19 protein-coding genes are annotated in these 20,414 nt (G+C 43.1%); 16 read left to right on the forward strand and 3 right to left on the reverse strand.

Annotation, left to right across the window (positions count from 1 at the left end; translation table 11 throughout):
* Positions 1-62 precede the first annotated feature (62 nt).
* The 14 genes from NDI44_RS22485 (at position 63) to NDI44_RS22550 (ending at position 16,343) form a co-directional block, all read left to right on the forward strand.
* Entirely contained in the window at positions 63-620 is a 558-nt protein-coding gene (locus NDI44_RS22485; RefSeq protein ID WP_190416366.1) for a carboxypeptidase-like regulatory domain-containing protein, read from the forward strand.
* Positions 621-779: 159 nt separating this feature from the next.
* Complete coding sequence (locus NDI44_RS22490) at positions 780-1,982, forward strand: phage tail sheath subtilisin-like domain-containing protein (RefSeq protein ID WP_190416367.1); 1,203 nt, start codon at positions 780-782, stop codon at positions 1,980-1,982.
* A gap of 117 nt (positions 1,983-2,099) precedes the next feature.
* Complete coding sequence (locus tag NDI44_RS22495) at positions 2,100-2,525, forward strand: phage tail protein (RefSeq protein ID WP_190416368.1); 426 nt, start codon at positions 2,100-2,102, stop codon at positions 2,523-2,525.
* A 105-nt stretch (positions 2,526-2,630) separates the two neighbouring features.
* Positions 2,631-2,996, forward strand: a complete 366-nt coding sequence (locus NDI44_RS22500; protein WP_190416369.1) for a phage tail assembly protein — start codon at positions 2,631-2,633, stop codon at positions 2,994-2,996.
* A gap of 14 nt (positions 2,997-3,010) precedes the next feature.
* Positions 3,011-3,154, forward strand: coding sequence for a DUF6760 family protein (locus NDI44_RS22505; RefSeq protein WP_339380902.1), 144 nt, complete (start codon positions 3,011-3,013; stop codon positions 3,152-3,154).
* A gap of 13 nt (positions 3,155-3,167) precedes the next feature.
* Positions 3,168-4,460 (forward strand): DUF4157 domain-containing protein, encoded by a 1,293-nt coding sequence (locus tag NDI44_RS22510; RefSeq protein WP_190416370.1) that lies wholly within the window; start codon positions 3,168-3,170, stop codon positions 4,458-4,460.
* On the forward strand, positions 4,461-5,099 hold the full coding sequence (locus NDI44_RS22515) for a LysM peptidoglycan-binding domain-containing protein (RefSeq protein WP_190416371.1): 639 nt from the start codon (positions 4,461-4,463) through the stop codon (positions 5,097-5,099).
* 10 nt (positions 5,100-5,109) lie between these two features.
* The gene (locus NDI44_RS22520) at positions 5,110-6,891 is read left to right on the forward strand and encodes a phage baseplate assembly protein V (RefSeq protein ID WP_190416372.1); all 1,782 of its coding nucleotides are present in this window, start codon (positions 5,110-5,112) and stop codon (positions 6,889-6,891) included.
* Positions 6,892-6,895: 4 nt separating this feature from the next.
* Positions 6,896-7,285, forward strand: a complete 390-nt coding sequence (locus NDI44_RS22525) for a GPW/gp25 family protein (protein WP_190416373.1) — start codon at positions 6,896-6,898, stop codon at positions 7,283-7,285.
* Positions 7,286-7,297: 12 nt separating this feature from the next.
* Entirely contained in the window at positions 7,298-9,439 is a 2,142-nt protein-coding gene (locus tag NDI44_RS22530; protein WP_190416374.1) for a putative baseplate assembly protein, read from the forward strand.
* 35 nt (positions 9,440-9,474) lie between these two features.
* Positions 9,475-11,265, forward strand: coding sequence for a phage tail protein (locus tag NDI44_RS22535; protein WP_190416375.1), 1,791 nt, complete (start codon positions 9,475-9,477; stop codon positions 11,263-11,265).
* Positions 11,266-11,331: 66 nt separating this feature from the next.
* Positions 11,332-13,926 (forward strand): tail fiber domain-containing protein, encoded by a 2,595-nt coding sequence (locus NDI44_RS22540; protein ID WP_190416376.1) that lies wholly within the window; start codon positions 11,332-11,334, stop codon positions 13,924-13,926.
* A 74-nt stretch (positions 13,927-14,000) separates the two neighbouring features.
* A complete protein-coding gene (locus NDI44_RS22545) occupies positions 14,001-14,249 on the forward strand; it encodes a hypothetical protein (protein WP_190416377.1) in 249 nt (82 codons plus the stop codon).
* 759 nt (positions 14,250-15,008) lie between these two features.
* The gene (locus tag NDI44_RS22550) at positions 15,009-16,343 is read left to right on the forward strand and encodes an IS110 family transposase (protein ID WP_190416378.1); all 1,335 of its coding nucleotides are present in this window, start codon (positions 15,009-15,011) and stop codon (positions 16,341-16,343) included.
* A 168-nt stretch (positions 16,344-16,511) separates the two neighbouring features.
* On the opposite strand, the gene NDI44_RS22555 is transcribed toward NDI44_RS22550, so the two are convergent.
* Positions 16,512-17,846, reverse strand: coding sequence for an IS701 family transposase (locus NDI44_RS22555; RefSeq protein ID WP_190416379.1), 1,335 nt, complete (start codon positions 17,844-17,846; stop codon positions 16,512-16,514).
* A gap of 125 nt (positions 17,847-17,971) precedes the next feature.
* Between NDI44_RS22555 and NDI44_RS22560 the strand changes: the two genes are divergently transcribed.
* Both NDI44_RS22560 and NDI44_RS22565 read left to right on the forward strand, forming a co-directional pair.
* Positions 17,972-18,469, forward strand: coding sequence for a helix-turn-helix domain-containing protein (locus NDI44_RS22560; protein WP_190416380.1), 498 nt, complete (start codon positions 17,972-17,974; stop codon positions 18,467-18,469).
* Positions 18,470-18,518: 49 nt separating this feature from the next.
* Positions 18,519-19,031, forward strand: coding sequence for an IS630 family transposase (locus NDI44_RS22565; RefSeq protein WP_190416381.1), 513 nt, complete (start codon positions 18,519-18,521; stop codon positions 19,029-19,031).
* A 384-nt stretch (positions 19,032-19,415) separates the two neighbouring features.
* Here NDI44_RS22565 and NDI44_RS22570 read toward each other — a convergent pair whose 3' ends face one another.
* Positions 19,416-19,679, reverse strand: coding sequence for a CopG family transcriptional regulator (locus NDI44_RS22570; protein ID WP_190416382.1), 264 nt, complete (start codon positions 19,677-19,679; stop codon positions 19,416-19,418).
* On the reverse strand, positions 19,676-20,320 hold the full coding sequence (locus tag NDI44_RS22575) for an AAA family ATPase (protein WP_190416383.1): 645 nt from the start codon (positions 20,318-20,320) through the stop codon (positions 19,676-19,678). The genes NDI44_RS22570 and NDI44_RS22575 overlap by 4 nt, the downstream gene beginning before the upstream one ends.
* Between the last annotated feature and the right edge of the window lie 94 nt (positions 20,321-20,414).

Here is a 20,414-nt window from a genome sequence, read left to right on the forward strand (position 1 = left end):
GTTAAAATAGGCTATATAAATAACTACAAACTCAGTTTTTCTGACGCATCTTGGGGATAACTATGTTGAGTGTAGAACCTGAACAAATTCGTCACCGAGTTGCGATCGCAGGAACTGTGACTGATGAAATTACACCTCTTGCTATTCAGGGCGCTGTTGTTGAAATAGAGGGACAAAATCTGCATACCCTAACCCGTGAAGATGGCTCATTCTATTTCATAGACCTACCAGCGGGAAAGTACAACTTAAAAGTTTCGGTTCCCAAGTTAGGGAGTCGCTACGGTACTACTAAAATTCCAGAAATTGTCGTGGAAAACGACAAGGATAGTAGACTGATTTTTGACCCAAAAGCTCAGGTAAAACTACCACCAACTAGACTGGTTGGACAACTCAAACGCAGTGATAACAACCAGCCAATCGCCAAGGCAATTGTTCAGTTGAGTGGCAGCGAAACCAAAACTTTAACAGATAAAGAGGGTCGATATACATTATCGGGCATCCAAGCCGGAAAACCCAATGTCCAAGTTTCAGCCAAGGGTTTCCAGCCAGAAACTCAAAAAATCACCCTAAAGGCTGGACAGGAAACAACTGCTGATTTCAAGCTGACCCAAACCCCTTAAATTTTTACCGAATCTTTTAAGGAAGATTCTCTGACCTAACTAGACGCTAAAGCTAACCATTTATAGGAATCCGTTGCTTACAACAACAGAATTAAAATTAGCTAAAAAATTCAAAGCTTACTCAGAGAAATAATGCGTATCGTGTAAAGGAGAAAAAGAATGCCGCAGTATTTATCCCCTGGTGTTTACGTTGAAGAAGTACCACCAAAAGCGCGACCCATTGCAGGAGTAGGAACGAGTACAGCCGGTTTTATTGGCGTAGTTGCCGACTCGGTTGCGATGCCACCTATACCGGGGCAGTTTCAAAAGGACGACAAAAACGAAATCCAACGAGACGAAAAGGGAAATCCAATTCCGATTCTGTACACTGTTGCCCCAACAAATCTTCCCCAACTGATTACCAGTTGGGAACAATTCAAAACCAAGTTTGGCGATATTCACGCAGACAACAAGATACTCGCCCATGCAGTTTATGGGTTCTTCAACAATGGCGGTACTCGATGCTGGGTGCTGCGGGTGGCAACTGCCGCCGAACTGAACGACCCATCTCAGGAATTACAAAAGTTCGAGGCGATTGATGAAATTACCATTGTAGCCGTCCCTGGAGCGACTTCAAAAACTCAGCAGGAAGCGATTATCGACCACTGCGAGAAAATGAAAGACCGCGTTGCTGTCCTTGATGGTACACAAACACTAGAATCAGTAACAACGAATGCCATTACCAACTCGACCAGGAACAGCAACTATGCTGCACTCTACTTTCCTTGGATTAAGGTGTTCGACCCTGTTTCTCAGGGAAACATCGCGCACCCCCCCAGCGGACATATTGCTGGTGTATATGCACGAGTAGATGGGGAAAGGGGCGTTTACAAAGCCCCTGCTAACGAAGTGATTCGCGGTGCTGTTGACCTAGAACTCAAGTTAGGCAAGAATGACCAAGATGGATTAAATCCAAAAGGAATTAATATTATTCGCGCCTTCGACGGTAACATCAAAATCTGGGGAGCGCGAACTTTAGGTGGTGATGACAACGGCGAGTTTAAGTACATCAGCACCAGACGATACTTTAACTTCCTCCGCGAATCTATCGACGAGGGAACGCAGTTTGTAGTCTTTGAACCCAATACTCCAGCACTGTGGGAACGCATTAAACGGTCAGTGGGTGACTTTCTGCTCAATCAATGGCGCGATGGCGCATTATTTGGCGAAACTCCCAAGCAGGCATTCTTCGTCAAATGCGACGCTGAGACAAACCCGCCAGAAGTCCGAGAGTTAGGGCAAGTAGTCACCCTGATTGGCGTAGCGATAATCAAACCCGCTGAGTTTGTCATCTTCCGTATCGAGCAAACCACTGGCAGCTAAGCCATTCAAAATTTTCACAATCTAAATTCACGCATTGTCTAACCTAATGTTGGCAATCAAACTGCATTGCAACCCTGCACTGCCACCAGATAAATTCAACGCTAAGGAGAAAGGGAAATGGCAAGAGTCGATCCGTATAGAAACTATCGATTCCTGGTAGAAATCGATGGTATTGTGCAAGCGGGGTTTTCCGAGTGCAGCGGATTTGGTTCAAGTGTAGAAGTAGTCGAGTATCGTGAAGGCGGCGACCCAACAACGGTACGCAAACTGCGAGGAAAAGTCAGCTATCCCGACATCACACTCAAGTGGGGCATAACCGATTCTCGCGAACTTTATAATTGGCACTTAGCAGCTGTCAATGGGGAAGTTGAGCGCAAAAATGGCTCCATTGTCATACTCGACGATAAAGGTCAGGAAAAGGTACGCTGGAATTTCTTCAGTGCTTGGCCCAGTAAGTATGATGCTCCAAGTCTCGACGCTAAAGCCAACGATGTAGCCATTGACTCCCTAACAGTGAGCTGCGAGAGAGTTGAGCGAACTTAAGGAACTATCCGCTTTTAGCCGTTGTTGGTTGTTGAGAGGGGGAGGTACAGATCACAAATCGCAACTCGCTATGCTCCACTCAACACTTGGAAAAAAGGAAGGATAATGTTTCAAACCGAATATGAATTTACCTTACCTAAAGGCTATGTAGATAAAGAAGGTGACTTGCATCGCCAGGGAGTGATGCGGCTGGCAACAGCCGCTGACGAAGTCGTACCGCTCAAAGACCCGCGTGTACAGTCTAATCCAGCCTATCTAGTGATTATCTTGCTGTCCCGCGTCATTGTCCGACTGGGTTCCTTGGAAGCTATCAATCCCAAAATCATCGAAGGGCTATTTGCTTCTGATCTGACTTACTTACAGGAGTTATATAGCCAGATTAATGGAAATGGGAAGCGAGCGCAAAACGTCACCTGTCCCCATTGCAACCAAGGGTTTGAGGTGGAGTTAGAACTCGCGGGGGAATCGTAGGCTACCCTCTGAACTTGCTCCGTCGAGAAGTAGCCTGCATTGCCTTCCATTTTCATTGGCCCTATGAACAGCTCATGAATATGGAACATCAGGAGCGCCAGGAATGGGTTCAAGAAATCTTGATGTTAACTGCTTCTAGCAAGAACACAATTGAATAATTCCTAAAAACCGATGGCTTCAGAAGACCAAATCTGCAAAAACATTACCACCCTGGGTGAGAGGTTGCAGAACATTGCAACTTCCCTCATTCAACAGCGTCAGCCGCAACGGCTCCGCTCTCAATTCCTGAAAAATAACCGAGAAAATCTCACCCGACTGAGTGAGAAGTGGCAAGATATTGACCTTTCTAACGTTCAACAGGAACAGCAAAAGCCACGCTTACTTCAATTTGCAAAAAACATTCAAAAGAAATATCTCTTCCAGCCAGCTAACTTTAATGCTGAGCAGTTGCCCTTATTGGCCAACTTGCCAAGGCTGAACCAAGAAGAATTCACTAGCGAATTAAATTTTAAAGAAGATAGTGACCCTTCTAGCGGTCAACTAATCAAGGATTCTCATCGCGAAGAAATCGCGGTTATGATTAATACTGAATCTAAGGATAAACAGGTAGAAGCTAAAAATAAAAGCCATAATCAATCTTCTATTAATACAACCAAGAAAAAACTTACAGGCATCAATAAATTATTTCAGTTCGCTCAGGATATTCAGTTTAAATATTCTTTAATTAGACCGAAGTTAAACACGGCTGTACCAACCTTAGAAAATGCAACTCCACAGCCCCCTAATTTTTTCCAACAAAAAAAACTTGATTCTTCTGAATTTCTAGAAAACTCCCAAGCCAGAACTCATTCTGAACAAGGTCAACTTGAGGAAAAAATTGAACGTAGCAGTTACTCACCAATCAACACTCCATTAAGTAACTTCCTCAATAAAATTCTCAACATTCGGATTCCCAATGTAAAAGTTTATGCCAATGCAGTAGCAGATACTTTTGCAAAAAGCTTTAATGCTGATGCCATAACTTATGATGATAAAATCTTATTCCGTACTGGTAAGTATAATCCTCAAAACCCAGATAGTATTGCCTTACTAGGTCATGAGCTGACTCATATTGTCTATTCACAAAACCCTAATAATAGACAGATTGCCAGCAATGATATTGAAGAAAAATCAGCCTTAAATAATGAGAAGCAGATTCTTAGCTACTTTTCTTTTCCGGAAGTACAAAGAAACTATCAACAACCATCTATTCCTCAAGCCAGAAATAGTTATGCCCCAATGAGTGCCTCACATCAGACTGTTGTGAATGCTCCAAAAACAGCAGGTGAATCACGAGATGTAAGTTTGCCACCCCAGACAAATTCAGATTTTGAGCTTACAGAAAAGCATCTGAAAAAGATTTTTGAATATATTGAACCAAAAATCAATAATAAAATTATAAATACATGGGAGCGCGGAGGTTAAATGGCACTCGAAAAAGCAACAATCACGAATCTAGAAACAGGAAATCGAATTCCGGTGATGTTCAATCCGGAAGAGTATTCTTTGGATTTAGCAAACACCTTTGCTGAGATTGGTATTCCTGGTTTAAAAACACCGCCGATTCAGTATGTCCGGGGCAACATTCGCAGCCTAAAAATGGAACTATTGTTTGATACCTTTGAAAAAAGGCGCGATGTGAGAAACCAAACCCAGCAAATCACATCTTTGCTTGATAATAATCCAGCAAAACAGGCTCCACCAATCCTCCTATTCTCCTGGGGCGGATTCAACTTTAAATGTGTGCTAGAAAGCGTAGGACAGCGCTTCACAATGTTTCGAGAAGATGGCACACCTGTGAGGGCAACTTTATCAGTTAGCTTCAAAGAATACCAACCTGTAGAGATAGAAATTAGAAAAGGCTTATTTATTGGACCTCCCACAATCCGGAATATTGTTGAAGGAGAAACAGTAAGCAAACTAGCTGGCAAATTCCTAGGCAATCCAGAAGCTTGGCGAGAAATTGCCAAACTAAATAATATTGATAATCCCCTTAAACTTATACCGGGAAGTCAAGTTGTTATACCGCCAATGAGAAGATACCTGTTCGATAAAACCATATAACAATCTGCCAATGCAGCCCTACTACGTTCCTGATTTTGCCGTAAAAATCCAGGGCTTAACCCTAGAGTCTGATGTCAGTAGTGCCGTCATCAGTTTGAGCTGTGAACTTAGTCTAGACACAGCTAGTATGTTTACATTGCAGCTTAATAATTCTAGCCTAAGTTTTACTGATTCAGCTTTATTTGATGTTGGTAAAAATGTCGAAATTTACATAGGTTATGTTGGCAATTTACAGCCAATAATGTGGGGAGAGATTACGGCAGTCCAGACCTCATTTCCCAGTGGTGGGGCATCGGTAATGACGATTACGGGGTATGACAAATCTTACCGAATGCGCCACAATAAACCCAGTCGATTTACCTTCAAATATCTCAACGATAGTGCTATTGTTGCTCAAATCGCTGCCGAAAACCTGTTGATTCCGGTTGTTGACCCATCTCCTATACCTCCCCGTGAGTCTGTACAGCAAACTGGAAGTGACTGGGCGCTGTTAAAAGAACTAGCTGACCGCAATTTTTTCAAAGTCTATGTTCATTGGGATAAGCTTTATTTCCGATTTCCACGACCCCAAACCGAAATGGTTGTTTTGGAGTGGGGGAAAAACTTAATAAGTTTCAGTCCCCGCCTCTCAATTGCTGGTCAAGCAGGAATTCAAGTTATTCGAGGATATGATTACAAGTTGGCCCAAAAAATTGTTGCTATATTACCCGCCGTTGCTCTTGGTTCGGACCTAGATGATTTAATCGAACGTCTTGGTAGCAGTTTTGTGGAGCAACTAGTACAAATGGGTAGGAATGTCATTCGTGACCAGTCGGTCGAGAATTATGTCGATGCAGCAATACTAGCCAAATCAGTGCTAATGCAGTTATTACAAGGTTTATATCAAGGTTCTGGTAGCTGTATTGGTCTTCCTACCCTCCGCCCTGGTCAAATGATTGAAATTAGAGGAGTTGGAAAACGTTTTAGTGGGAAATACCTTCTCAGCCAGGTAAGCCACACTATTGATGAAAGTGGATATCGAACCACCTTTGAAATATCTCAAGAATATCCCAATAATTTTTTACAAAATTTACGTAAAAAAATTGATGAAACGCCATCACCCAATAAACAAGAAAAAATTCCCGGGGTGATGATTGGCCTGGTGGAAAACAACATTGACCCAGAGGGACTGGGTAGGGTGCAGGTATCCTTTCCTCACCTTTCAGATGTCAACTTAAGCAATTGGGCGCGGATTGCAACTCTCATGGCAGGCGGAGATAGCGGTACTTATTTTTTACCCGATATTGGTGATGAAGTAGCCGTGATGTTTGAGCAGGGTAATATCAATAAACCTATTATTATTGGCGGTTTGTGGAATGGCAAAGCTAGACCACCAGAAGTTAATAAGGGACTTAATGAAAAGAAGGTGATTCAAACCAAATTAGGAATGAAAATCTTATTTGATGAAACACCAGGTATGGAAAATCTTACTTTACAGACTAAAACGGGTTCTACAATAAAAATTGACGATACTCCAGCGGCCGAAAAGCTTTCCTTACAATTAAAAGGAACAGAACAAAGTGTCACTCTCGCACAAGGAACTAATTCAATCAAGTTAAGCGAAAATAATTTTATAGAACTTACGCAAGATGGTATTACTATTCAGTTTAATGCCAATTATATCCACCTCTCTTCATCGGAAATGGTGCTTAAATTTGATGAAGAAAACAGTATTAAAATGTCCTTAGAAGGAATCAATATCAAAGGAGGCTCTAATATTAGTCTAAATTCTAGTCAAGTGAATGTAAGCTAAAGTTATGAATACTGACTTTTTAGGCAAAGGTTTTTCTTTTCCACTAGGAGTGAACTCACGAGGTGGAATTAATCAATCAAAACAGGAACAGAAAATCAAAGACTCTATTCGGATAATTTTAGGAACTCAGTACGATGAGCGAGTCATGCGACCTAAATTTGGTTGTAATTTAAAAAGCCTTATCTTCGCCCCTAATAATAAAGCTACTGCCAACTTAGCAAAGTATTATGTAGAAGAAGGTTTAACGACGTGGGAACCTCGGATAATCATTGAGGATGTAAGTGTTAAAAATGACTATGAACGAAATTGCTTAGTTATTCAGATTTTTTACAAAATTAAATCGACTTATGAATCCCAAAACTTGGTGTATCCATTCTATTTAGAAGCGCGATAGGAAAACATAACTATGTCAAGAGGTAGAATAGACCCACCCAATTTAGATGATCGCACTTGGCGAGATATCGTTGAGCAGGCTAAGGCTCTCATTCCCCGTTATACTCCTGAGTGGACTGACCATAATCCAAGTGATTTAGGAATTGCTCTGATTGAGCTATTTGCCTGGATTGCTGAGGGTATGATATATCGCCTCAATCGGGTACCCGATAAAAATTTTACTGAATTCCTCAACCTGTTGGGAATTACCCGCGACCCAGCAATACCTGCTTCTACCTTTTTGACTTATAGTTTAGTTCCCGGAACTAGCCCTTTAACCATTCCCAAGGGGCACCAAGTCGCTACCCCCCAAACTGAGACAGAAGAAGCCGTTATTTTTGAAACAGACCAAGACTTCAAGGTTTTACCCATCAACCTGACTACTGCTCTGTTAATTAAAGATAATAAGTATGAAAGTCTTACCGCTGCCCTTGTTGATTCACCGCTAACTGGTAAAACTTTATTAATTGAGCAAGGCAAATCGATTACTATCGCTCTCGGATTTGATAAAGCCAGCACAGAGGCAATCTCTCTACTCCACCATTTTTCTAAACCTGTTAAGAAGAACGATTTAACTATCACCTTGCAATATTCTGCTGGAACAAAACCTACGGATTGGGTTGCGATCGCACCTAAGAATGATGGTACTGATACATTTCAAAAAAATGGCTCTGTCTTTCTGACCATTCCCGCAACTTGGGCAGCTCAAAACCCAAAAAATTGGGCAGGTGTGGCTACCGACACAACAGTAGTAGACCAACCGCTGTTTTGGATTGGAATTAAAATTGAACGCAGCGCGGCTCCAGCCGTGGAACTTGGTATAGAGCATATTCTCTTCAACAGTGTCTCTGCCACCAATGCTCTGACTGTCAAAAAAGAAGTACTGGGAGTCAGCAACGGTAAACTTTTTCAATTCTTTGAACTAAAAAATCGACCCATTTTAAAACGCCCCAAAGCTCAAAATTCCTACGACCACTTAAAAATTGAGGTACGGGAACTACAGGAAAACGGCAGCTTTGGAGACTGGACTACTTGGACACCCCAAGGTGATTTTCCCCAAGGGGAAGGCAAGTATTTCCGCTTCGATCCGGTAGCTGGCACCATTAACTTTGGTAACTATCACCCCAGCCTATCACCGGATGGTCATGGAAGCATTCCTCCAGCAGGAAGTGAAATCCGAGCTGCGGAGTATCGCTATGTAGTAGGCGGGGTTAAAGGTAATGTTCCTCCAAAAAACATCACTGTTATTCGCACCCCAATTACTGGTATTACCGAGGTCAAGAATTTAGGTTATGCCAAAGGAGGAGCAGATGAGGAAGCGATTGAAGAGACTAAACGACGTGCTCCTGAAGTTCTACGCAACCGCTATCGTGCCATAACCGTTGAAGACTACGAGTATCTTGCTAGAGAGGCTTCAACTGAGGTAGAAAAAGTCCGGTGTCTGCCACCTAGAGAGTTTACCAGTTATGACGACCTCACCAAGAGTCTGATAGACCCGAAGAAGGCTGCTAATATTGGCGACCCTTGGAACTATGGGGGACTTGATCGCAGCCCAGGTACATTAAATGCAATCATTATCCCAGATTTTACATCTCCTAGGACACTCTCTTTTCAAGAACTCATTGAAAGAGAGCATAGACCAATGCCTTCTCAAGAACTGATCCAAAAAGTTAAAGACTATCTAGACGAACGTCGCCCTTTGACTACCAAACTCAATGTTACTGTTCCTCGGTATTTATCAATTAAAGTAACAGCTAACATCAAATTATGGCAAAGAGTATTGGACGAAAACCTGATAGATGCAACTCAGTTTCAAGATGACACTGAAAAGAAAATAAAACTGTTTCTCCATCCCCTGCTCGGAGGTGTTGAAGGAAAGGGATGGGAAATTGGGCAAGATATTAATATTTCTAGCTTATTAGAATTGATTCAACCCCAACCAGATATAGGTTTCGTTGCCGATCTGAAGCTGAGTACGGAAACGCCGTTATTATATGAACCTAAAATCCGCCCCAATCAAGATGAGGGAAATAAACTTAGCGCTTGGGTGCGGGTAGCAGATTACGAAATTATTTGCAGTGGTACTCACAAGATTACGATAGATACCTTGGGCTAAAAGTACACAGGTCAATCCCAGGACAAAACTTTGATATGGCAAAAATCAGCAGTTATACTAAGTATCTTCCTTCTATCCTTTGGTCTTCAGAAAGCGATCCATCCCAGTTTTTGGGTCGGATGCTCTGCATTTTTGAACAACTCCTAACCGGAATTACTATAAAAGCACCTCTAGTTACTGCTGCTCAAGATCGCATCCGGCTTAAGAGTGCCGCAGACGCTAGCAATTTTTCTCCAGGCGATCTTATCACCATCAGCGCTATCAAGAATATTGAAGCTGAAGGGAAAACCGAACGAGTGCCAGTTATCGAACAGGTAGAAGTTAAAAGCGTTCGCGAAGCAGAAATATTTTTAGCTGCCAACCTGAGAGACACCTATTCAGAAGGAATTATCAGTATTACTGATACCACCTCCTTGGAAAAAACTATTGACCACTTACCGGAAGTATTCAATCCCTGGCGTACACCTACAAAGTTTCTCCCTTGGTTAGCATCTTGGTTAGCACTATCTTTACAGGATGACTGGACTGAGTATCAACGACGAAAAATTATCTCGCAGATAATATCCATTTACCAGCAGCGGGGATTGAAGCAAGGTTTACTGACTTATCTCGATATTTATGTAGCAAACAAAGCTAATCCTCGGATTGCAATCGATGATGGTGAGGCTGTATTCCGGGCACAGTTAACATCGGATAGGATGACTGAACTTCATGCAATTGCTTATAGTCACGCGGTAGGAGACAGAGGTGTGTTGCTACATCCGACTGCGATCGCAGTAGACCGCGAGAACAACTATATTGTTGCCGACGCCGGGGGCCAAGAACAAGGCAAAACCTGGCTTCCAGCTCTATGGAAACTATCCAGTACCGGAGAAATTCAATACACAGGTGGATTGCCCCAGCATATCTATTCCGACAATAAGCTGAGAAATCCTATAGCAGTAGTCATTGATAATCAGAATCAATACTATGTATTAGTTCAAGGAGACTCAACGAAGGGAGATAAACCGACTATTTATCGTTTCACTTCTGGTTCCACTGAACCAACTCGATTAATCGAGGATCTAAAAGTATTCGACTCTGTAGATATGGTGTTGGATACGTCTGCTAATCAAAAAAGATTGATTATTTTAGATCGCGGTAATCCGTCCGATACTAACAAAATACCAAAACTTGTATTTTTCAACGAAGGAAGCCCTCCAAAACGAGAAGAACAAGTATTGAAATTGAAGAATAGCGTAGAACTCACAGAGGTCACAGCTTTAGTAATTGATTCTTCAGGAGACTTGATTGTAGCTAACGCAAGAGACCCTAACAGTCAAGAACCAGCAGATATTATAAGGCTGAATCATCAAGACTGGTCACCAATTTACCTTACACAGGAGGTAAAAAAAGAGAATAATCCATTAATTTATCCCACGAGTTTGGTCTTTGAAAACTCTCAATCTTTGCTCGTGTGTGACACGGGAGTGCGGGGGAGTTCTGGGAGCGAACGAACAATGGCTGAACCAGCAGATATCTACCGTATAGATTTATCTCACAGTCCACCTTCAATCACCAAAATCACGAATAATAAAAAGCTAGTTAATCCAACCAAAATGGCAATTGACCAAAAAGGAGAATTGGTTATTGCCGACCAAGGAGAAGCTAATAAAAACAGAGACTGGAGAGCTAGATCCAATGAATTTGGAGTAGTGGTTCTCTTCTCTGCACAACGCTCTACAAATGAAAATGAGCGTAACAAAATCCGTTTTGAAATTGAGAAGGTCATTAACGACCAAAAACCGGCTCAGACTTTTTGGTCAATGAAATCAGTCGTTGATTAGCTGCTTTGAATGGAAGTTAATTTCAAGCCAACATTTAACTAGATTAGTCAATTCAGGGAGACAACTATGGCTAACGAACCTTTGAAAAGAAATCGCTACGCTTACCCGCCCAGCCAAGAATGCAAAATCACGGGCAGTAATCTCAACCGAGATTTTGATGACTATCATTTGCCTCATTCGCGTCTAGCGCTAGCTTCTTTGCAGGATTGGGGTATAGCCCAGGGGGGGGAAATTACTGGCACCATTGGCAGTACAGAGATTACAGTCAATTCTGGAGTGGCGCTCGATAGGCAGGGACAGTTGATCTGGTTAGCAAGCAACGGTAGCGGAACGTTGGATATTAATCCACCTACAAAAGTACCTGTCCCAGTTAAGTTGAATACCAGCAGCTACCAACGAGCAGAAGACACCGCCTATTACGTCACTATTACCTTCTTTGAATGGGAACAACGGGAGGTTGGTCGTCCTTGCGATCGCGTCCTAGAACAAGTGCCCTGGATTCAGTTGCAGCCAGTATCTGGGGATAGTGCTTATGTTGACGATGGTACCTCCGTGATACTGGGGCAAGCCGTCATTGACAGCAAAGGAAAGTTGAAAGGATTAAAACCTGATGGTCGCCGCTTGGTAGGCAAAACGATTGAGCAACTAAACTTCCAACGTGGTGACAAGGCGGAAAACAAAATTCACCAAGTGAGTGCGGCTAAGATTAAGCCTGCCTCCAGTGGAGGTCTCCAGATTACGGTATCTGAAGCTACCGACCAAGTGTTACTGCAAAAAGAAGGCGGTGGGAACTTTGCCCAATTAGCTGTGCAAGCCAATACCTTGGACGTAACAGGCAATGTTCAAGCCAGTGGAGTACTGCAAGGCAATAGCTTACAACTCAGTGCTGGCGCGACCATGAATGGGCTATTGACGATTCAAAATGCCCTTACTGTCAGCAGCAACGTCGATATTGGCGGTAACCTGAAAGTTTCTGGCAATTTAGAGGTTCAGGGAAATGTGATTGCTCGCGATACTGAGCATATCGCTGGTAACGTTTCATTAGGTGATGCTGACAACGATGAGGTAAAAATTACAGGGATAGTGCGATCGGGGCACTCATCCAGGACACTACAAGTAGATAATGCCTTGTCTATCAATGGTCCATTGACTGTTGATGGTAACGTTGGCATTGGCACAACTGCTCCGGAAGCCAAGCTACACATATCCTCTAGTGAGCCAAATTTGCGTCTTGACAGTCCAGGAACTCGGACTGTAGTTCAATTTGCCAGAGGAGGAAATTTGCAATGGGATTTGGGGGTCGGTCAGGGGGATGGCAATAATAATGATTTTTGGTTCGGCGATTTTCAAGATTATCGCTTGGTGCTTCAAAAAGGAACTGGTAACATCGGCATTGGGACAAACACTCCTAGTGATAGATTAGAAGTGGCAGGTGATGTTAAAATCACGGGAGCTAGGCTCAAAAGCGCTAATGGCTGGGGAATTATTGAAACCAACCAACAAGATTGGTTACGGATTAATCCAGATCAGACTTATCCAGCGATCGCATTACATAAACCTGTAGCTATCGGTAATGGTGGGTTGACGATTGGTGAGTGGACACAGCTACCTCAAGGTCAACTCAAGGTAACTCAGAGTGCCTACATGGCAACGGCTGGTGGAAACGTCGGCATTGGGACAACCAATCCGGGCGCAAAGCTACATGTTATTAATGCGTCTCAAGATGCTAATGGTAACACCTTAATTTTAGGCTCTACTGATGCATCCAATCTCAGACTCGGCTATCACGCAGATTACAGCTGGATTCAGTCACACGGCAGTAAGCCCATTGCTATCAATTCTTTAGGCAACAACGTCGGCATCGGAACAAATCAGCCTCAAGGGATGTTAGATGTCAGGGGTGATATTCGCGCTGGAAATTCAGATATTTACTTTACGAAAACCGATCACAACCACTCTGCGATAGGAAATACAGCAGGTTATGCTGCCATTGAGAATGCCAGGGACTTCGAGGCTCTGATGATTTTAGGAAGAGCTGGCACTTCCAAAGGTCGATACGTCAGATTATGGGATTATCTCCAAGTCAATGGCGGGATGGATATCACTGGTAACGTTGGCATTGGAACAACCAATCCGGGCGCAGCGCTGGATGTAAATGGATGGATACATATATCCGGAGGCAATGGATTGCGTTTTTACAACAGTAATAAGTCTCAATATTGGCATATCTATCCAGAATGGCATGATGCGGGCGATCCAGATTTAATGTTTGACTTCAGCGGAAAAACCAGAGACACGGGTTGGGTAAGAGGTTGGCTTGAACCGGAAGGCGGTTGGAGACAACCCAGTGATAAACGACTTAAACAAGATATTGAGCCGTTTTCCCATGTATTGGAGCGAGTAATGCAATTACAGCCGAAATCTTACCATTGGATTAATACAGGGAAGAATTCAATCAAGTTATTTGGCTTTATTGCTCAGGAAGTAGAGAAAGTTTTTCCGGATTTTGTGACTGAAAAGTCTGGCATTAAGGCAATGAAATATAACGACTTTAGCGTGCTGGCAATTGCTGCTATTCAGGAACAACAAGAACTGTTCACCCAATTGAAAGAGGAGATAGCTAATTTGAAAGAGCAGGTACAAAAACTGACTTTAGCGTAAGCTCTGAAGAGAAAAGGCACTCATTCATGCTTTTTTGAGTGAGCACTAAGGAACATAACTTAGCACTATTCAGTATGAAAGAACAACTTGAACAACGTCTCCAATCTCTCAAATCTGAATTTGAGGCGGGTCAAAAAATGCTAGCAGAATTAGAAGCCAAACAAGCCAACCTACGAGATATCCTCCTCCGCATCAGCGGCGCAATTCAAGTGCTAGAAGAAGAACTCACTAATGCTAACAGCAGTGATAACGGTGAAGTGCTTCAACACTCAGAAACCAAAATAGAAGCAATGACCGAATTGATACCAAGTAACTCTCAGTGATAGTCTTGAACCCAAACCTACCGAGAGCATAAAAATCAAAGAGCGCGTATTTGTTGTTGCAGATGCGCGTTCTTGATGCTTCAATGCCCATCTGAAACGTGAAAACAGCTTATGAATACAGCTCAGAGAACAGAAAATGTGAAAGATTAGCTTTAGAGGAACAGCGGTAATAACAGAGCTATTGTGTTGGTATTGATTTGAGTTACCACAGAAAGTTGGGAGAATCGTGTCATGCCAGAGTCGGCAACCAACGAAACAATGTCCCCGACCCCAGGGGTTATGGACTGGGTTCCCCCATGCCTCCCACTGATTATCCACTCTCCATTTTCTGCAACTTGGAGGCGCGACAGCAAGGATGTCTCAAATCAGACCGTTTGGGAGACAATTTTCTGGAGTTGACACAACCCGCCTCAAGGCCAGTCCTAACATGTCTCATAACCCATTTTTTAATCTATGTGTCATGAGGCAATTAATAAATGTGGTGTAATTACAAACTCAAATTAGCCGCATCATCTTAATTCTGCAAGAGACCTCCATGAGCTGCGCTCACAACCAAGAATGAAAATATGTTACCCTCTGCCGTAGAAACTGGAGTTGAGGTCGGCTTAGACAATAGTGCATTGAGCCTGAGCAAGAGACAGACCCGGATACTCAATGGCACAACCAATTGTGAAACCCATTCAACGGGTAAGCACGCAAGACAGAATCTTTTTAACCAGAGTATCCCCCAGTTTGCTAGGTCGAGTGAGGAATATAAAAATGGAAATTACCTATTCTCACTGTGCTGGTTTGGACGTTCATAAAAAGCTGGTAGTTGCTTGTTGCTTGTGGCCAACTGAGAGCGGCAAACTGTCTAAGGAAACACGCAGTTTTGGCACAACCACTCAGGAGTTGCTGTCACTTTCAAGCTGGTTGAGTAGTTTAGAAATTACTCACATAGCGATGGAAAGCACGGGAGAATACTGGAAGCCCATTCATAACATTTTGGAATCAAGTTTCGGGGTGATAGTAGTTAACGCCCAACATATCAAAAATGTGCCTGGGCGGAAGACAGATGTCAAAGATGCTGAGTGGATTGCTGAACTGACAAGACATGGTCTACTGCGAGGGAGTTTCATTCCGCCTTTGCCACAACGGGATCTACGAGATTTAACTCGTCAACGCACTACCTTGGTGCGAGAACGGGCAAGTGTCGTTAATCGACTGCAAAAAGTATTGGAATGGGCGAACATCAAACTTGCCTGTGTTGTTACTGATATCACTGGAGTGTCGGCACGAAGTATGCTCAAAGCTCTAGCCGAAGGTCAAAACGATGCAAAGGTGTTAGCTACATACGCGAAAGGCCGCTTAGTACCAAAGCAAATCGAGTTGGAAAAAGCTTTACAAGGGCAGGTGCGAGAGCATCATCGCTTTTTGATAGCTTCTCATTTGACACATCTGGAATTTTTAGAGGAGCAAATCGCTGTTTTTGACCACCAGATCGGTCAATCGATTGATGCACAAAGTTCTTGTGAGGATGATTTTGATGACGACAAGGGCTTATCTGAGGTCGTTTCGCCAGATAACTCTGAAGTTAGTCTCAAACCTCTGTGTTGGCGCAAAGCTGTAGAGTTACTGGATTCTATTCCTGGTGTTGCTCGTTCAACAGCAGAACTGCTGATGGCAGAAATTGGTTCTGACATGAGTCGCTTTAAAAGTGCGGCTCACTTAGCTAAGTGGGCAAAACTTTGTCCGGGTAATTATGAGAGTGCTGGTCAACGTTTGGGAGGAAGCACCGGACAAAGTAATACTTGGTTGCGTAGTGCTTTGGTACAAGCTGCCAATGCCGCAGTCAGATGTAAAAACTCTTATCTGAATGCTGTCTATCGCCACTTAGTCGCACGACGGGGACATAAAAAGGCAATTGTTGCTGTGGCTCATCGGATTCTGATAGCTCTCTATCATATGCTTACTAAGCATGAACCTTATCGAGATTTAGGAGTTAATTATCTTGATACCCGTCAACAAGATCGTTTGCTCCAGCGTCTTTGTCATCGTGCTACAGCCTTAGGCTACCAAGTCCAACTCACTCCTATCCCTCAGCCGATTAGTTAATTTCATATCCTACTGACATTTTCAAGACAGGTCTAATGAACCGATTATGTCTCTCCAGCGTTGCCTCTGTCTCTACTGCGGACAATCTCATAACAAAGGTGAAAAAAAGCAAAAACATTAACTGATCCCTCTTTTGTTACTAGGGGGAGAGGATAATCAGGAAGAAATTCAACTAGCAATAGAGAAACTGACAGGAGAAGCGCGAAAATCATTCATGAGGTGAATTAATTTCAAAAAGCAACGTTTCATCCCAGGAATATTAAATACTTGTAGCCAAGGTCGAATCAAACAGTAGAAGATATAAGGTTGAATAATTAATCTCAGGTTATTCAATGCACTCTTCCAGGTCGTACCAGACTCCCAATCAGGATGTTGACTAGGTTGAGAAATCTTGGAGTCACTTGGGTCTGGCACGAATGATGTAGATGTTGGGCTTGATTGGGGTAAAACTTGAAATGAGACAGCCTGAATGCTGACTAAAAGATAGGCGCTAAAAATGATTTCCCACCATCGTTCAATACTTTTATAGTCAGTCAGACGAAAATCCGCCCAGCCCAGTTCATTCTTGACTTGCTTAAAACCATACTCAATCCAATTTCGTAAACTATATAACTGAGCTACATTCGCTGACAAATCAATTGATAAATTGGTCATAATGTACCAACTTTCCTCTCCAGTCGGGTCGGGAGTATTTGTCTTACTAATTTGGTAATATCTCCGGCGGTGTCGTTTGCCAAAAATAATTTCTCTCAGGTAACGAGTTTCGGTTGGGCGGTGCGAAAGCTTTTGCTGATAAGCTTTCCATCGGTTATAACGTTTTCGGCTTCCCGGCGGCATCAACACTCCATGATTAGAGCGAATTGCGACGATAAACATCATTTGTAACTTCTCTAGGCAGCTAATTACATCTCCACTTTCTCCGTAGAGGCTATCGGCTAAAACTAACTTGATTTTAAATCCCCATTCTTTTAACTCTTGAACCATCTCTATTGCTATTTGGGGTTTGGTTTTATATTTATCTCCTGGTTTCAGGCGGTTTTTTGGTTTAAATATTTGAAAGATTAATGGATAAGTAATTCCCTCTACTACCCCATAGGCGTTTACTGACACTATTCCATTTTCGGTTTTCCCTAAATTCCCAACATATTGACGAGTTACATATTCTGTGGCTTTTCCCTTTTTCTTATCCCCGGTTTCGTCTATACATAAAATTATTTCTCTTTCCCCAATCAATATCTTTGTTAACCACAACCTCATTTCTCTTAATTTTTTTGTATCCCACCGTGCATCTCTCAAAAAATGATGTAATGACTGACTAGATTTTAGCCCTACTGTTTTCGCTATCTTTGGCAAGGATTTTTGGGGGATTTCTGATAGCATCCCTAGGTGTAAATACTTGAATGCTTCAAAATGCCTGACATCCTCAAACATTGAATAATAGTGTTGACAATAGTTATCGATGAAGCCGACTGTATTTACTGCTTCTCTACGTGGCGTAACCATCGCTATTACTTACTGTTTCTGGTTTCCTTCCTGATTATCCTCTCCCCCTAGTAACAAAAGAGGGCTGATACCAAATTCCTATGAAGATGCACTAAATTGAAAGAGGTAAGCGAGGAGGTGTAGCTATGGCAAATCAATTCAAAGTAGCAGTTAAAGAGACCAGAGCAGAACTGCAACATCGGCTCAAACGAGCTGTTACGGCTCACACTAAAGAACGGCTGCAAATGCTCTATTGGCTCAAAACGCGAGTAGTCAACACAAGAACCGAGTTAGCCCAACGGCTAGAACGAGACGAATCCACGATTTATCGCTGGCTCAAGCGCTATCAGCAAGGTGGGATAGAAGCCCTGTTAACAGTGAACACAGCACCAGGAAAAGTCTCGAAGATACCGCCAGTGGCGATAGACAAACTTAAACAGCGATTAGCACAGCCTCAAGGGTTCAACAGTTATGGTCAGATTCAGCAGTGGTTGGCAACAGAATGTGGGGTAGAGGTGGCGTATCGAACCGTGCATCAAACAGTACGCTACAAACTCAACTCTAAGCTGAAAGTTCCCCGTCCCCGCAGCAAGAACGCTTTACCCGAAGTGCAACAAGCCTTTAAAAAAAACTCAAAGACTTGATAAGAGTGCTGGTGCGCTATTTAGGAACGGGACAACCACTACGTTATTGGTGCCCTTCTGGAAACCCGTTTGGGGCTTAAAACTATTCCCTTGTCGGCAGATTACCTTGTCTGGAGTGAAGCCACACGGCATTGTCGGTTGGCGACGTGAAAACTTCTATCTCTATGGAGCGGTGGAACCAGCTACCGGAAATAGTTTCTTCTACGAGTTCTCCCACCTGGATAGCTCTTGCTTTCAGTTGTTTCTCAATCACTTTTCTCAACAATTTCCTGATAGCTTGAATCTGCTGCAACTAGACAACGGCAGTTTCCACAAATCCGTAACTCTGAACTGGCCCGACAACATCTTGCCTATTTTTCAACCACCTTACAGTCCTGAACTCAATCCGATTGAACGGTTATGGGAGCATTTCAAGCAGTTTTTGCGCTGGGAAACTTGCACTAATTTGGCACAATTGCGGCAGAAGTTGACAGAGATTCTTGACTCGACCCCGGAGAGCGTCATCGCCTCGATTTGTGGTTGGGATTATATCAATACTGCTTTATTAAGTGCAAGCTCATAGGAATTTGGTATGAGTGCTTTGTCCTACGGGTGTAGTGTTAATCAGTTGAAGGGAAAAATGCCACAAGGCACATGAGGTGGAAATTTAGGCACTACTTTGCCTCTAATGACAGATAGGCTGTATTTCCCCCCTTAACAAACCTCATTCCCTCTGATGTCTATAATTCCTCCGATTCAGCAAGGAGTTGGAGATCAAGACAGCGATCGCTCTCAGGATTGCGGAATTGAGCTAAAGCGTGATCGCACTCTGGGATCTTCGACATAGTCTTGTAGTTGGGTTACTCAGTTTCTGCCAGAACTGAGGGCGATCACTAGGGGCTAAGAATTTCTGTTTCCCAATCAGGACAAGTTTAAACAGTAATGCAGTAATGCAGTAATGCAGTAATTAATCTTCTACATCTTGCAGTGCTTCATTTAAAAGCATTCTGACGATTTCGGCTTTCTTCTTCCCAGTTCGCGCTGCCAGAATTGATAGCTTTCTGTGCATGGATTCGGCTAGGTCTACCGTGAGTCTGATTGTAGCTTCCTTGGGTGGAGGTTCAACTTCTTGAGGATCATTTTGTTTAAGTGGGGGAGTGATTGGTTCTCCGTAAATAAATTGCTTAGCGAGGTTATCGTCATCGTTTAGAGGCTTGCGTTTTTTGGTCATGGCACCAGCCTCAGAATTTCTTTGAATAGTTGCTCAAATTCTCCGGTTGCTGCGAGCGCTCCGGGACCAGGTAAGTCCCACACAGTCGCTGATTGACCAAAGGCATCGGCGGTTGATTGCCGTTGGTGGATGATTGTTTTTAGGGATATTAAATCAGGGATCTTTTCAAGCAGAGAGACCGCCTCAGTTTTTAATCGAGTATTTTTCTGAGCGCGACTGAGAAATACTGCTGCCTTTGGTAATCCGCCACGAACTGACTGAGCTTGTTTAATCAATCTCACAGTGTCGGCTGCGGCATCCAGGTCTAACTTACTGGGTTGGCAGGGGATTACAGCCAAGTCAGTGCGAAAGAGAATTGCTCTGGTCGATTCAGCTAAACTGCCTGCTCCATCAACTACCAGGAAATCAACGGATTCAGCCAAGACTGGAATTTGTTCAAGTAGATCGTCAGAACTTATTAGAGCAGTGACAGGGATTGGACTTTCCATAGAGGCAAACCATCTGGAGAGGGAGCGCTGTGGGTCGCCGTCAACCACCTGTATTTTTTTCTTTTTTTTGGTAGCTAGCCAGTAGGCGAAATGTAGAGCAGACGTGGATTTCGTGCTGCCCCCTTTCTCATTGACGAAAGAGATGACGGTCATGTTACTGCATTACTCAACTACTGCATTAAGTATGCCAGACCTGGGGGTCTCGCTTACTCAACTCGGCACGACGGCGATCGTCAGTTGAGCAGCT

This window comes from Trichocoleus sp. DQ-A3, assembly GCF_039961975.1.
Taxonomy (GTDB): Bacteria; Cyanobacteriota; Cyanobacteriia; order Cyanobacteriales; family FACHB-T130; genus FACHB-T130.